Origin of the sequence: Flavobacterium sp. N502540, assembly GCF_025947365.1 — a bacterium.
Lineage (GTDB): Bacteria > Bacteroidota > Bacteroidia > Flavobacteriales > Flavobacteriaceae > Flavobacterium.
In genome coordinates this window covers 5,027,013-5,043,209 of record NZ_CP110012.1, presented here as the reverse complement: position 1 = coordinate 5,043,209, position 16,197 = coordinate 5,027,013, and the positions used below count along the sequence as shown (strand labels likewise).

Sequence of the window (16,197 nt, the reverse complement as noted above, 5' to 3'; positions counted from 1 at the left end):
TATACCTATCATAAACAGGTTTTCATTCAGTAATTGCAAAAGATGTAACTTTGAAAAAAACTTTGAAAACTGTTAGAAAAATGAGATATTTATTTGTAATTATATTAGCATCAACTGTCATAAGCTGTAGTGTCCATACGGTTCATACTTCTTCATCTAATTCCGGAAAAATTCCTCCCGGACAAGCAAAAAAAATGTCAGGAAGCAAGAGCGCAAAAGCTTATGCTCCCGGACAGCAGAAAAAAAATTAGAAGTTTTGAATAAAACTACTTTTGGTTAATCTGGATTTTTTTTTAGCTGAAGTTTAAAAGAGAAAATGATTTATGATATAAAGAAAGGGAGTACTTGCCAAGTACCCCCTTTCTTTTTTACTTTTTAGTGTTTGCCATGTCCATGCCCTTTACCATGTCCATTGCCATTTCCGTGCCCATTATCTTTATATTCTTTGTTGTTCCCTTTCCCTGGTTTTTGACCAATTGTTTTTTGTGGTTTACCGATGTAACCTTTACCATATTTTACTTTGTGAGTTTTATAATTGTCATATGGAGAATTGCCTCTGTAATCGGTTAGTACCACTTTATATTCATTATAAAGGTCATAATTTCTGTAGTTTCTTGGCAGATTTCTAGCTCTGATCCATTTTCCATTACTTATGTAAATATAATTGGATGCATTGATATCGTAGTACATCTCGAGATCCGGTAAATAATAGTAACGGACATCTGTATAACCCGCCGGACCCCATGCCGGAGGTGTTCCAATATTTACATTAACAGATACCTGTGCCTGTAAAGAGCTTACAGCAATGAATGTCATTGCAATAAAGAAGTATTTTAGTGATTTCATGATTTTAAATGTTTTTAAATTAATAAGAATCTAAAGTAAAACAAAAATCGAACCTAAAATTAATTGATTGGTATGTTTTTATTATAAAGCCGTGATAATAAATTCACTACGTCTGTTCATTTGATGCTCTTCTTCGGTACAAGGCACTCCATCCGAACATTTGTTTACCAGTTCAGTTTCTCCGTATCCTTTACCTGTTAATCGCTGTGGTGCTATACCATTTTTGATCAGCCATTGTATGGTAGATTTGGCTCTTCTGTCGGATAGGGCCTCATTGTATTTAAATGTTGCCCGACTGTCGGTATGTGAGCGAATGTCTAATTTCATATTAGGATACTGGTTTAGTACGTCAAGTATTTTTTCTAAGTCTAAAGCTGCTTCTGTGCGAATGTTTGATTTATCCAGATCAAAATAAATCATTTTAATGCCAAAACATTTACCTAAATCATCACCTATGGTTACCAGACAATCCGATTTTTCCAATGCTATTGATAAGTTTGTTCTTCCATTTTTATTTGAGATCGTTATACTTTCTTCTTTTGTATAATACTTCTCTTTTTCAGCTCTCAGAAAGTAGGTTGCCCCACATTCTACCGGAAAAGTGTAGTTTCCGTTTGAATCAGAGTTGACCGTTGCGATTACTTTATTGCTGTCGGAATATAAACTTAGTTTGGTTTGTGGTAAGACTTCTCCCGTAGCCAGGTCAGTTATAGTTCCGTATAGTTCCTGAACACAGGTTAGTGGAATTCTTTCCAAAAATTGATAAATATCATCGGAACCCTTTCCGCCATCTTTATTTGAACTAAAAAAGCCTTTTTTCGATTTGGTATCGATTATGTAAGCAAAATCATCTTTAGGAGAATTGATATCGGCTCCAAGATTTTGAACATTACTTACGCCGGTATTGCTTAATTTTCCAACAAAAACGTCCAAACCTCCCAGTCCCGGATGTCCGTCTGACGCAAAGTAAATTTCATTTTGATCGTTTATATAGGGAAAGCTTTCTTTTCCTTCGGTGTTAACACCTGGGCCCAAATTCTCAGGAGTGCCGAATTCTCCATTATCGTTAATACTTACTTTGTAGAGATCAGATTGTCCTATTGATCCTGGCATATCCGATGCAAAATAAAGTGTTTTTTCGTCGGGACTTAAAGCAGGATGTGCCGTGCTGTAGTTATTACTGTCAAAAGGCAGTTCTGTTATATTGGTCCATTCGTCGTTTTCAAATGTAGCTTTGTATATTTTTACTAAAGTAATTTTGCTTTCATTTTTTCCTTTTTTACCATTTATGTAATTGTTTCTCGTAAAATAAACAGTTTTTCCATCTTTTGTAAAAACAGGAGTCGACTCATGGAATTTAGTGTTTATTTTGGATTTGAATTTTTTGGGAGCATTAGGATTAAAATTCTCATCGATATCGGATTGATATAAATTGGTAAAATGCTCACCGGTCCATTTATGAATTCTTTGACTGAAATTGCCGGTATCTCTGGCTGAGGCGAATATAATTTTGTGTTGATAGAAAGCTGTTCCATAATCGGAGTATTTACTGTTTATTCCTGCATTTTCGATGGTATAGCGCCCTGAATTGGCTTTTATTTTATCGAGATAATTTTTGTCTGTTTCATATAGTTTGGCTCTGCTGTCGTTTTTTGACTTTTGTCGGAATAAATCCATCATTTGATTGGCTTTGGCTGTATCTCCGGTTGATTTTAATGATTGTGCATATCGATAGTAATATTCAGGTTCAACTTCAGTATTCTGAGCAAATAACTCGCCATACCATTTTGCTGCTTTTTCGAATTCGGAATTGAAGTAAAAGGAATTTCCTAACTTCTTAAAGAGATCTTCTGATTTGTAACCTTTATCGGCTACTCTCTGATACGTTTTAATTGCATCGATATAGGCATAGTTATCGTACTTTTTGTCTCCGGAAACAATTTTACCCTGTTGCGCAAAACTGTTAGATAAAAAAACACTTACTACGGTGGTGCAAAGGAGTATATATTTTTTCATGATAAAAAATTTTAGAAGAAACGAGGAGTTGTCATTTTACTATTTTTTCTGAAGAATTCATAGCGCAGGAAGATTTCATGCGAACCTGAATTGTAATTGTTTAATTTAGTGGTTTCACGGTCGTAACCATATCCTATGTACAGACCATCACTAATTTGAAACCCGGCCATAGCACTAAGCGAGGCACTCCATCTGTAGGCAACACCTACCACAAGTTTATCCATAAACATAAAGTTGGCAGAAACATCTACCTGAAGCGGAGCTCCCTGAACCATTTTGGTGAGTAAAGCAGGTTTGAATTTGATGTATTGAAGTTTATCAAGATCAAACACATAACCGGCTATTAAATAATAATTGATTCTGTCTTTGTAAATGGCATAATCATTATCATCATACCGATTGGTTTCGATAAAATTAGGTACTGATAAACCAATGTAAGCCTTATCGGAATGCCAATAGACTCCGGCTCCTACATTGGGAGAGAATTTATTGTTCAAGTCCTGAAACTGTGGATCACCCTGGCTTTCCGGATTTAATTTAGTAACATCGAGATTAAAAAAATTAGCAGAACCTTTAATCCCGAATGAAAGTTTAAAATCTGCTGAGGTTTGTATGGTATAAGAAAGATCTGCAGAAAAAGTATTTTCATTTGTAGGCCCAATCTTGTCATTGACCAGCGAAACTCCAACTCCCAAATTGCTATTGTTTATTGGAGTATTTACAGAAAAGGTACTGGTTTTCGGTGCTCCGTCAAGTCCAACCCATTGCGTACGATATAATCCGAAAATGCTCAATGCTCCTCGTGAGCCCGCATATGCCGGATTGATATTTATGGTATTGTACATATATTGTGTAAACTGCGCATCTTGCTGTGCATAACTTACTATAGCAGTAAATACCAGGACGAAAGAAAGTAATTTTGTTTTCATAGTAGGTAAATTATTTTAATATTGTTATTGCCTTTTGAATCTTAAAAAAATAAGCTAAATGAATTCAGAAATCTATTACATGAGTTTTTCAATTGAAAACCATCCTGATCACTGATGAATTATGCAATCAGGATGGCATCTGCTTATCTGGAAAGATATAAGTATCCGTCTTTTTTGTTCATTTGTATTGCACCATTTCCATCTACGGAGGTGTAATTAAGAATGTAAAAATAAGTTCCCGTTGGAAGACCATCTGATTGACTTACTGTTGTTCTTCCTCTCGAAATGCCATCAAAAGCATTGGTGGTATTGTTGTAGTTTTTAGTATCGAATACTAATACTCCCCAACGGTTGTATATTTCGACACTATTGTCAGGATAACAAGCAGTGTCTTCGATATGGTCGATAACAAATCGGTCGTTTATACCGTCGTTATTAGGAGAGAATGCGTTATGGACCAGTATAGTTCCGCAGGCCAAAACTTTGCAATCATCATTAACCGTAAGGTTTACCACTAAACTTCTTGGACACGCTTCGTCTTTTATTTGATATTCAAATGAATAGTTACCAGTCGGAAGGCCAAAAGTAGTTACAACACTGCCATTTAATGCACCGGTATTATTGGTATCAATCCAGGTACCGGTTGTAGAAGTATTTCTAGGCAACGGACCTAACAAATTAACCGTTGAAGTATCGGCATTACAGGCTTCAATTGCAAAAGGAGCTGTTGTAACAATTTCATGTACAACTGTTATGGTTTGTACGAGTATTGTTTTATTGCCGGCACAATCGGATAAAGTGTATGTTCTTGTTAAGATATAAGGACTGTTTCCACAACCAGTGCCTCCATTATTAGAATCACTTACGGTTACCGTTACAGTTTGGCTGCAATTATCGGCAGTATTGGTTACGGCTCCCGTATTGGCAACAGGAATATCTGCTATGTTTTGTAAAGTAACATCTGCCGGGATTGTTCCTGTTGGCGGAGTAGTATCCTTAACAGTAATTAGCTGTGTGTAGGAAGTTGTATTACCGCTACAATCGCTGCTGGTCCAGGTACGGGTCAGTGTATAATTTGTGCTGCATTCATTTTCAATACTGTTTTTTGTTTCAGTATAAACTACCGGCACATTAGCATTACAATTGTCTGATGCTGTTATATTAGCCGGTGCAGGCACTTTATCACATGATACTGTAATATTCGCAGGAAGAACTCCATTAAAGACTGGTTTGCTGGTATCTTCGATCGTAATCACTTGAATGAAGGTATCTGTAATATTGTTGCAATTGTCTTTTGCTACCCAACTGTTTGTATAGGTTCCGGCATTTGCACAAGTAGCAGAGGGTACAAACTGTCCTGTAGTTTTCTCGATCGTCACATCGCTATCACAATTATCGGTTGCTACAGGCGCACTGGCTTGCGCAGTTGTCAGCCCTTCGGTATCACTACATTGAATGGTTTTATTCAAACTTCCGGCCAGAGTGGTCCAGGTAGGTTTGGTGGTGTCTTCGATAGTGATTACCTGTGTAAAAGTATCGGAAGTATTGCCACAATTATCCTTAACGGTCCAGGTATTGGTATAGGTTCCGGAGTTTCCACAAGACTGAGAAGCTACAAACTGGCCACTGGTTTTAACGATATTGGTCACATCGTTATCACAATTATCGGTTGCTACAGGCGCACTGGCTTGAGCAGCAATTAAACCTGCCGCATCACTACATTGAATGGTTTTATTCAAACTTCCCGCTAGAGTAGTCCAGGTAGGTTTGGTGGTGTCTTCGATAGTGATTACTTGTGTAAAAGTATCAGAAGTATTACCACAATTATCCTTAACGGTCCAGGTATTGGTGTAGGTTCCGGAGTTTCCACATGATGTAGAAGCTACAAACTGACCACTGGTTTTAACGATATTGGTCACATCGCTATCACAATTATCGGTTGCTACAGGCGCACTGGCTTGCGCAGTTGTCAGCCCTTCGGTATCACTACATTGAATGGTTTTATTCAAACTTCCCGCTAGAGTAGTCCAGGTAGGTTTGGTGGTATCTTCGATAGTGATTACTTGTGTAAAAGTATCAGAAGTATTACCACAATTATCCTTAACGGTCCAGGTATTGGTATAGGTTCCGGAGTTTCCACATGATGTAGAAGCTACAAACTGACCACTGGTTTTAACGATATTGGTCACATCGCTATCACAATTATCGGTTGCTACAGGCGCATTGGCTTGAGCAGCAATTAAACCTGCCGCATCACTACATTGGATCGTAATATCTAAACTTCCCGTTAGAGTAGTCCAGGTTGGTTTGGTGGTATCTTCGATAGTGATTACTTGTGTAAAAGTATCAGAAGTATTGCCACAATTATCCTTAACGGTCCAGGTATTGGTGTAGGTTCCGGAGTTTCCACATGATGTAGAAGCTACAAACTGACCACTGGTTTTAACGATATTGGTCACATCGCTATCACAATTATCGGTTGCTACAGGCGCATTGGCTTGAGCGGCAATTAAACCTGCCGCATCACTACATTGGATCGTAATATCTAAACTTCCCGTTAGAGTAGTCCAGGTAGGTTTGGTGGTGTCTTCGATAGTGATTACTTGTGTAAAAGTATCGGAAGTATTGCCACAATTATCCTTAACGGTCCAGGTATTGGTGTAGGTTCCGGAGTTTCCACAAGATTGAGAAGCTACAAACTGGCCACTGGTTTTAATGATATTGGTCACATCGTTATCACAATTATCGGTTGCTACAGGTGCACTGGCTTGCGCAGTAGCTAAACCTGCCGCATCACTACATTGAATGGTTTTATTCAAGCTTCCCGGTAGAGTAGTCCAGGTTGGTTTCGTGGTATCTTCGATAGTGATTACTTGTGTAAAAGTACCGGAAGTATTACCACAATTATCTACGGCAACCCAAGTATTAGTATAGGTACCGGCATTGCTGCAAGACACTGAAGCTACAAACTGACCGCTTGTTTTGGTGTAAGTGACGGTTGAACAATTTGCGGTAGCAATAGGTGCTTGATTTTGCGCAGCTGTTAATCCAGCAGCATCACTACATTGTAATGTAGTATCTAATGTTCCTGCTTGTGTAATCCAGGTTGGAATAGCAGTATCCTGAACAGTAATTACCTGAGTAAAGACTGTTGAGGTGTTGTTACAAACATCATTTGCAGTCCAGGTATTGGTATAAGTTCCTGTACTTCCACAATTTCCTCCTTGAAATTGACCGCTTACTTTGGTATAGGTAACGGTTCCTCCACAATTATCAGTAGCTATTGGAGCATTGGCCTGAGCAGTTGTCAAACCGGCAGTATCACTACATTGCAAAGTCACATCCAATGCAGCTGGAGCAGTTGTCCATGTTGGCGCGGTAGTGTCTTGAATCGTAATGGTTTGAGTAAACACAGTCGATACATTGGTACAAACATCTGTAGCCGTCCAGGTATTGGTATACGTTCCGGAGTTTATGCAGTTTCCGGCAACAAAAGCACCTGAAACTTTGATATAAGTCACCGTTCCTCCACAATTATCAGTAGCTATTGGAGCATTGGCCTGAGCAGTTGTCAAACCGGCAGTATCATTACATTGCAAAGTCACATCCAATGCAGCTGGAGCCGTAGTCCATGTTGGCGCGGTAGTGTCTTGAATTGTAATGGTTTGAGTAAACACAGTCGATACATTGGTACAAACATCGGTAGCCGTCCAGGTATTGGTATACGTTCCGGAGTTTATGCAGTTTCCTGCAACAAAAGCCCCTGAAACTTTGGTATAGGTAACCGTTCCTCCACAATTATCAGTAGCTATTGGAGTATTGGCCTGTGCAGTTGTCAAACCAGCGGTATCACTACATTCTAAAGTCACATCCAATGCGGCCGGAGCAGTTGTCCATGTTGGTGCGGTAGTATCTTCGATAGTGATTACTTGTGTAAAAGTACCGGAAGTATTACCACAATTATCTATGGCAACCCAAGTATTAGTATAGGTACCGGCATTGCTGCAAGACACTGAAGCTACAAACTGACCGCTCGTTTTGGTGTAAGTGACGGTTGAACAATTTGCGGTAGCAGTAGGTGCCTGATTTTGCGCAGCTGTTAATCCAGCAGCATCACTACATTGTAATGTAGTATCTAATGTTCCTGCTTGTGTAATCCAGGTTGGAATAGCAGTATCCTGAACAGTAATTACCTGAGTAAAGACTGTTGAGGTGTTGTTACAAACATCATTTGCAGTCCAGGTATTGGTATAAGTTCCTGTACTTCCACAATTTCCTCCTTGAAATTGACCGCTTACTTTGGTATAGGTAATTGTTCCTCCACAATTATCAGTAGCTATTGGAGCATTGGCCTGTGCAGTTGTTAAACCAGCAGTATCACTACATTGCAAAGTCACATCCAATGCGGCTGGAGCAGTTGTCCATGTTGGCGCTGTAGTATCTTGTATCGTAATGGTTTGAGTAAACACAGTCGATACATTGGTACAAACATCTGTAGCCGTCCAGGTATTGGTATAAGTTCCGGAGTTTATGCAGTTTCCAGCAACGAAAGCCCCGGAAACTTTGGTATAGGTAACCGTTCCTCCACAATTGTCAGTAGCTATTGGAGCATTGGCCTGTGCGGTTGTCAAACCGGCAGTATCACTACATTCTAAAGTTACATCCAATGCGGCTGGAGCCGTAGTCCATGTTGGAGCGGTAGTGTCTTGAATTGTAATGGTTTGAGTAAACACAGTCGATACATTGGTACAAACATCGGTAGCCGTCCAGGTATTGGTATACGTTCCGGAGTTTATGCAGTTTCCTGCAACAAAAGCCCCTGAAACTTTGGTATAGGTAACCGTTCCTCCACAATTATCAGTAGCTATTGGAGTATTGGCCTGTGCAGTTGTCAAACCAGCGGTATCACTACATTCTAAAGTCACATCCAATGCGGCCGGAGCAGTTGTCCATGTTGGTGCGGTAGTATCTTCGATAGTGATTACTTGTGTAAAAGTACCGGAAGTATTACCACAATTATCTATGGCAACCCAAGTATTAGTATAGGTACCGGCATTGCTGCAAGACACTGAAGCTACAAACTGACCGCTCGTTTTGGTGTAAGTGACGGTTGAACAATTTGCGGTAGCAGTAGGTGCCTGATTTTGCGCAGCTGTTAATCCAGCAGCATCACTACATTGTAATGTAGTATCTAATGTTCCTGCTTGTGTAATCCAGGTTGGAATAGCAGTATCCTGAACAGTAATTACCTGAGTAAAGACTGTTGAGGTGTTGTTACAAACATCATTTGCAGTCCAGGTATTGGTATAAGTTCCTGTACTTCCACAATTTCCTCCTTGAAATTGACCGCTTACTTTGGTATAGGTAATTGTTCCTCCACAATTATCAGTAGCTATTGGAGCATTGGCCTGTGCAGTTGTTAAACCAGCAGTATCACTACATTGCAAAGTCACATCCAATGCGGCTGGAGCAGTTGTCCATGTTGGCGCTGTAGTATCTTGTATCGTAATGGTTTGAGTAAACACAGTCGATACATTGGTACAAACATCTGTAGCCGTCCAGGTATTGGTATAAGTTCCGGAGTTTATGCAGTTTCCAGCAACGAAAGCCCCGGAAACTTTGGTATAGGTAACCGTTCCTCCACAATTGTCAGTAGCTATTGGAGCATTGGCCTGTGCGGTTGTCAAACCGGCAGTATCACTACATTCTAAAGTTACATCCAATGCGGCTGGAGCCGTAGTCCATGTTGGAGCGGTAGTGTCTTGAATTGTAATGGTTTGAGTAAACACAGTCGATACATTGGTACAAACATCCGTAGCCGTCCAAGTATTGGTATACGTTCCGGAGTTTATGCAGTTTCCTACAACGAAAGCCCCTGAAACTTTGGTATAAGTCACCGTTCCTCCACAATTATCAGTAGCTATTGGAGCATTGGCCTGAGCAGTTGTCAAACCAGCAGTATCACTACATTGCAAAGTCACATCCAATGCGGCTGGAGCTGTAGTCCATGTTGGCGCGGTGGTGTCTTGAATTGTAATGGTTTGAGTAAACACAGTCGATACATTGGTACAAACATCCGTAGCCGTCCAGGTATTGGTATAAGTTCCGGAGTTTATGCAGTTTCCTGCAACAAAAGCACCTGATGTTTTGGTATAAGTCACCGTTCCTCCACAATTATCAGTAGCTATTGGAGCATTGGACTGTGCAGTTGTCAAACCTGCAGTATCACTACATTCCAGAGTCACATCTAATGCAGCTGGAGCAGTCGTCCATGTTGGAGCGGTAGTGTCTTCAATAGTGATTACTTGTGTAAAAGTACCGGAAGTATTACCACAATTATCTACGGCAACCCAAGTATTAGTATAGGTACCGGCATTGCTACAAGATGCCGAAGCCACAAACTGACCGCTCGTTTTGGTGTAAGTGACGGTTGAACAATTTGCGGTAGCAATAGGTGCTTGATTTTGTGCAGCTGTTAATCCTGCTGCATCACTACATTGTAATGTAGTATCTAATGTTCCTGCTTGTGTAATCCAGGTTGGAATAGCAGTATCCTGAACAGTAATTATCTGAGTAAAGACTGTTGAAGTGTTGTTACAAACATCATTTGCAGTCCAGGTATTGGTATAAGTTCCTGTACTTCCACAATTCCCTCCTTGAAATTGACCGCTTACTTTGGTATAGGTAACTGTTCCTCCACAATTATCGGTAGCTACTGGTGCATTGGCCTGCGCAGTTGTCAAACCGGCAGTATCGCTACATTGCAAAGTCACATCCAATGCTGCCGGAGCAGTTGTCCATGTTGGCGCTGTAGTGTCTTGTATCGTAATGGTTTGAGTAAACACAGTCGATACATTGGTACAAACATCCGTAGCGGTCCAGGTATTGGTATAAGTTCCGGAGTTTATGCAGTTTCCTGCAACGAAAGCACCTGATGTTTTGGTATAAGTCACCGTTCCTCCACAATTATCAGTAGCTATTGGAGCATTGGCCTGTGCAGTTATCAAACCTGCAGTATCACTACATTCTAAAGTTACATCCAATGCGGCTGGAGTCGTAGTCCATGTTGGAGCGGTAGTGTCTTGAATTGTAATGGTTTGAGTAAACACAGTCGATACATTGGTACAAACATCCGTAGCCGTCCAGGTATTGGTATACGTTCCGGAGTTTATGCAGTTTCCGGCAACGAAAGCCCCTGAAACTTTAGTATAACTTACCGTTCCTCCACAATTATCAGTAGCTATTGGAGCATTGGCTTGTGCAGTTGTCAAACCGGCAGTATCACTACATTGCAAAGTCACATCCAATGCAGCTGGAGCCGTAGTCCATGTTGGTGCTGTAGTGTCTTGAATTGTAATGGTTTGAGTAAACACAGTCGATACATTTGTACAAACATCTGTAGCCGTCCAGGTATTGGTATACGTTCCGGAGTTTATGCAGTTTCCAGCAACAAAAGCCCCTGAAACTTTGGTATAACTTACCGTTCCTCCACAATTATCAGTAGCTATTGGAGCATTGGCCTGTGCAGTTGTCAAACCAGCGGTATCACTACATTGCAAAGTCACATCCAATGCGGCTGGAGCAGTTGTCCATGTTGGCGCGGTAGTATCCTGTATCGTAATGGTTTGAGTAAACACAGTCGATACATTGGTACAAACATCCGTAGCCGTCCAGGTATTGGTATAAGTTCCGGAGTTCACACAGTTTCCGGCAACGAAAGCCCCAGAAACTTTAGTATAAGTCACCGTTCCTCCACAATTATCAGTAGCTATTGGAGCATTGGCCTGCGCAGTTGTCAAACCGGCAGTATCACTACATTGCAAAGTCACATCCAATGCAGCTGGAGCTGTAGTCCATGTTGGCGCGGTAGTGTCTTGTATCGTAATGGTTTGAGTAAACACAGTCGATACATTGGTACAAACATCCGTAGCCGTCCAGGTATTGGTATACGTTCCGGAGTTTATGCAGTTTCCGGCAACAAAAGCCCCTGAAACTTTGGTGTAACTTACGGTTCCTCCACAATTATCAGTAGCTATTGGAGCATTGGCCTGAGCAGTTGTCAAACCGGCAGTATCACTACATTGCAAAGTCACATCCAATGCAGCTGGAGCTGTAGTCCATGTTGGTGCGGTAGTGTCTTGTATCGTAATGGTTTGAGTAAACACAGTCGATACATTGGTACAAACATCCGTAGCCGTCCAGGTATTGGTATACGTTCCGGAGTTTATGCAGTTTCCAGCAACAAAAGCCCCTGAAACTTTGGTATAACTCACCGTTCCTCCACAATTATCAGTAGCTATTGGAGCATTGGCCTGAGCAGTTGTCAAACCGGCAGTATCACTACATTGCAAAGTCACATCCAATGCGGCCGGAGCCGTAGTCCATGTTGGTGCGGTAGTATCTTGAATTGTAATGGTTTGAGTAAACACAGTCGATACATTGGTACAAACATCCGTAGCCGTCCAGGTATTGGTATAAGTTCCGGAGTTTATGCAGTTTCCGGCAACGAAAGCCCCTGAAACTTTAGTATAACTCACCGTTCCTCCACAATTATCAGTAGCTATTGGAGCATTAGCCTGAGCAGTTGTCAAACCAGCAGTATCACTACATTGCAAAGTCACATCCAATGCGGCTGGAGCTGTAGTCCATGTTGGTGCGGTAGTGTCTTGAATTGTAATGGTTTGAGTAAACACAGTCGATACATTGGTACAAACATCCGTAGCCGTCCAGGTATTGGTATACGTTCCGGAGTTTATGCAGTTTCCTGCAACAAAAGCCCCTGAAACTTTGGTGTAACTCACCGTTCCTCCACAATTATCAGTAGCTATTGGAGCATTGGCCTGCGCAGTTGTCAAACCAGCAGTATCACTACATTGCAAAGTCACATCCAATGCAGCTGGAGCTGTAGTCCATGTTGGAGCAGTGATATCTTGAACATTAATTATTTTGGTGCATGTTGATTCACAACCATTAATGTCTCTGATTACCACAGTTAATGTAAATGGCGCACTACAAGTAGCACCAGTATTTACTAAAACGGTTTGTCCCGAAAGATTACCACTAATAGTAGCATTTCCTGAAATTGACCAGGTGTAATTGCTCATACCTGCAGGTGCTGAATAACTATTAGCTGTTGACGATGGACAAAGTGGACCATCAGATCCGGTAATCAAACATACTGGTAAAGGATTCACCGTAACTGTTACTGTAAAGGTGCTTCCTGTACAGGTTCCTGATGTTGGGGTAACGGTGTAAACCACATTTATCGGCGCATTGGTTGTATTGGTTAAGGTTCCGCTGATGTTTGCAGCATTACTTCCTGCCGCGGTTCCTGAAATTCCAATTACACTTGGAGCTGCCCAGCTATAAGTAGTACCAGTCGGAACTGTTCCGTTGATTCCATTGGCTGGTGTAACTGTAAAATTACCTCCACTGCATATACTGGTTGCCGTTATATTGTTTAGAGCAGGTTTCGGATTTACTGTGACAGTCACTGTAAAAGTACTTCCTGTACAGGTTCCTGATGTTGGAGTTACAGTATAGACCACATTTATCGGCGCATTGGTTGTATTGGTTAAGGTTCCGCTGATGTTTGCAGCATTACTTCCCGCTGCGGTTCCTGTAATTCCAATTACGCTTGGAGCTGCCCAGCTATAAGTAGTGCCAGTTGGAACTGTTCCGTTGGTTCCATTGGCTGGAGTAGTGGTAAAAGTGTCACCACTGCATATACTGGTTGCCGTAATATTGTTCAAAGCAGGTTTCGGATTTACCGTAACGGTCACTGTAAAAGTACTTCCTGTACAGGTTCCTGATGTTGGGGTAACGGTGTAAACCACATTTATCGGCGCATTGGTTGTATTGGTTAAGGTTCCGCTGATGTTTGCAGCATTACTTCCCGCTGCGGTTCCTGTAATTCCAATTACGCTTGGAGCTGCCCAGCTATAAGTAGTGCCAGTTGGAACTGTTCCGTTGGTTCCATTGGCTGGAGTAGTGGTAAAAGTGTCACCACTGCATATACTGGTTGCCGTAATATTGTTCAGAGCAGGTTTTGGATTTACCGTAACGGTCACTGTAAAAGTACTTCCTGTACAGGTTCCTGATGTCGGGGTAACGGTGTAAACCACATTTATCGGCGCATTGGTTGTATTGGTTAAGGTTCCGCTGATGTTAGCAGCATTGCTTCCCGCCGCGGTTCCTGTAATTCCAATTACGCTTGGCGCTGCCCAGCTATAAGTAGTGCCAGTCGGAACTGTTCCGTTGGTTCCATTGGCCGGAGTAGTGGTAAAAGTGTCACCACTGCATATACTGGTTGCCGTTATATTGTTTAGAGCAGGTTTCGGATTTACCGTAACTGTCACTGTAAAGGTACTTCCTGTACAGGTTCCTGATGTCGGGGTAACGGTGTAAACCACATTTATCGGCGCATTGGTTGTATTGGTTAAGGTTCCGCTGATGTTAGCAGCATTGCTTCCCGCTGCGGTTCCTGTAATTCCAATTACGCTCGGAGCTGCCCAGCTATAAGTAGTACCAGCCGGAACTGTTCCGTTGGTTCCATTGGCCGGAGTGGTGGTAAAAGTGTCACCACTGCATATACTGGTTGCCGTTATATTGTTCAGAGCAGGTTTCGGATTTACCGTAACGGTCACTGTAAAAGTACTTCCTGTACAAGTTCCTGATGTTGGGGTAACGGTGTAAACCACATTTATCGGCGCATTGGTTGTATTGGTTAAGGTTCCGCTGATGTTAGCAGCATTGCTTCCCGCTGCGGTTCCTGTAATTCCAATTACGCTTGGAGCTGCCCAGCTATAAGTAGTACCAGCCGGAACCGTTCCGTTGGTTCCATTGGCCGGAGTGGTGGTAAAAGTGTCACCACTGCATATACTGGTTGCCGTTATATTGTTCAAAGCAGGTTTCGGATTTACTGTGACCGTCACTGTAAAAGTACTTCCTGTACAGGTTCCTGATGTTGGGGTAACGGTGTAAACCACATTTATCGGCGCATTGGTTGTATTGGTTAAGGTTCCGCTGATGTTAGCAGCATTGCTTCCCGCTGCAGTTCCTGTAATTCCAATTACACTTGGTGCTGCCCAGCTATAAGTAGTACCAGCCGGAACTGTTCCGTTGGTTCCATTGGCCGGAGTAGCGGTAAAAGTGCTTCCGCTGCATATAGTAGAAGTCATTGCAGTTATTATCGGTGTCGTACAACATGCAGTTACAGTAATATTGTTAACTGTTTTAGTATTTGGTATAACCTGATTTGTGGGGTCAGATACTGTTAAACTAGCAGAAAATGGACCAGCAGAAGAATAAGTCACAGTATATGGACCTATTGTTGTTAAACTAACCGGAGAAATTGTCGCAGCACCTGGAAATGACCAGCTATAATTAGTGTTTGGTTCAACTCCTGTTGAAGTACTGGCGTAAACTACCTTTTGAAAAGAACCTCCGTCACAGCTTTTAGTAATAGAAAAATCGGCAAAAAGAGGTGTTTTTATAATTATCCCACTAGAATATGCACTACTGCATTTAGGAGGATTACAAGTAATCAGTGAAAGACTTTGTGAAGGCGTAATAGCCTGTCCGCTTGTTTCCCATCCTAAGTAAATGTTTTTTAACTCAAGGGATTGGCCTGCAGTATAGTTTGTAATTTGGGCCATTCGGTATTTGGACCCTGCCGTAATTATGCTTCCTCTAATTTTAATCGTTAATCGGTCTGTTACGGCACCAACAAAATTAGTGTTATCGAAATTTTTTCGAACTCCGCCAACTAAATAGTCAAATTGAAACATCAAGTCGTATTTAGAACTATTGGAGGCAATAGTTACCCATATGTACAAACCGTTTACAGGATTTGAAACATAGGCTAAAGTGGCTACATTTCCAACGTTATCACCTAGATAAACACTCCCAAAAGTAACATCCTGAGCATTACATTGTGAAAGAGAACAAGCTGGAGTCGTGGTTAATGAAGCATTAGTATTATCGAATGTAACATTGGTATTTTGGGAATAAGCAAATATTGTAGAAAGCATTAATAATAAAAAAGCCAGAAATGGAATTAAAGTAATTTTTTTCATAATCTTATTATTTAAATAACTAGTAACTTATTTCTTGTTAAAATTTAAATAAGAAAAATTGAGATTTTAGTCTATTGCTAGACAATCTGAATATTTAAAAACTATTGATTCACCTAAGCTAACCCTCGGATTGGTTTGTGAATGACTGTATTGTGGTGCGGGACAGAACTAATAAGTCTGTACAAGTAGAGTACTTTTTGCTTTCATACTTTTTAGATTTAAAATTTATGAAATGTTTAATTTTTTAACACAATCAAAGATATGTATATGGTTTTTTATAATACTTTTTAATCTTTAAATAACTTAAAAAGTCGTTAAAAGGATGTTTT

The 16,197-nt window shown here is 40.9% G+C and carries 5 protein-coding genes; 1 reads left to right on the top strand and 4 read right to left on the bottom strand.

What is annotated here, in order from left to right:
- Positions 1-80: 80 nt before the first annotated feature.
- Positions 81-251 (top strand): hypothetical protein, encoded by a 171-nt coding sequence (locus tag OLM58_RS21040; protein ID WP_264530508.1) that lies wholly within the window; start codon positions 81-83, stop codon positions 249-251.
- A 124-nt stretch (positions 252-375) separates the two neighbouring features.
- Here the strand turns inward: OLM58_RS21040 and OLM58_RS21035 are convergent, their stop codons facing one another.
- The 4 genes from OLM58_RS21035 to OLM58_RS21020 form a co-directional block, all read right to left on the bottom strand.
- A complete protein-coding gene (locus OLM58_RS21035) occupies positions 376-846 on the bottom strand; it encodes a hypothetical protein (RefSeq protein WP_264530507.1) in 471 nt (156 codons plus the stop codon).
- Positions 847-927: 81 nt separating this feature from the next.
- Entirely contained in the window at positions 928-2,862 is a 1,935-nt protein-coding gene (locus OLM58_RS21030) for an OmpA family protein (protein WP_264530506.1), read from the bottom strand.
- Between the two features lie 11 nt (positions 2,863-2,873).
- Complete coding sequence (locus OLM58_RS21025; protein ID WP_264530505.1) at positions 2,874-3,791, bottom strand: type IX secretion system membrane protein PorP/SprF; 918 nt, start codon at positions 3,789-3,791, stop codon at positions 2,874-2,876.
- A gap of 143 nt (positions 3,792-3,934) precedes the next feature.
- Positions 3,935-15,868, bottom strand: coding sequence for a PKD-like domain-containing protein (locus OLM58_RS21020; protein WP_264530504.1), 11,934 nt, complete (start codon positions 15,866-15,868; stop codon positions 3,935-3,937).
- Positions 15,869-16,197: the final 329 nt, after the last annotated feature.

Bases quoted from the DNA above. Each gene is read 5' to 3' on its own strand.
- OLM58_RS21040 (WP_264530508.1), top strand. From the start codon at position 81: ATGAGATATTTATTTGTAATTATATTAGCATCAACTGTCATAAGCTGT.
- OLM58_RS21035 (WP_264530507.1), bottom strand. From the start codon at position 846: ATGAAATCACTAAAATACTTCTTTATTGCAATGACATTCATTGCTGTA.
- OLM58_RS21030 (WP_264530506.1), bottom strand. From the start codon at position 2,862: ATGAAAAAATATATACTCCTTTGCACCACCGTAGTAAGTGTTTTTTTA.
- OLM58_RS21025 (WP_264530505.1), bottom strand. From the start codon at position 3,791: ATGAAAACAAAATTACTTTCTTTCGTCCTGGTATTTACTGCTATAGTA.
- OLM58_RS21020 (WP_264530504.1), bottom strand. From the start codon at position 15,868: ATGAAAAAAATTACTTTAATTCCATTTCTGGCTTTTTTATTATTAATG.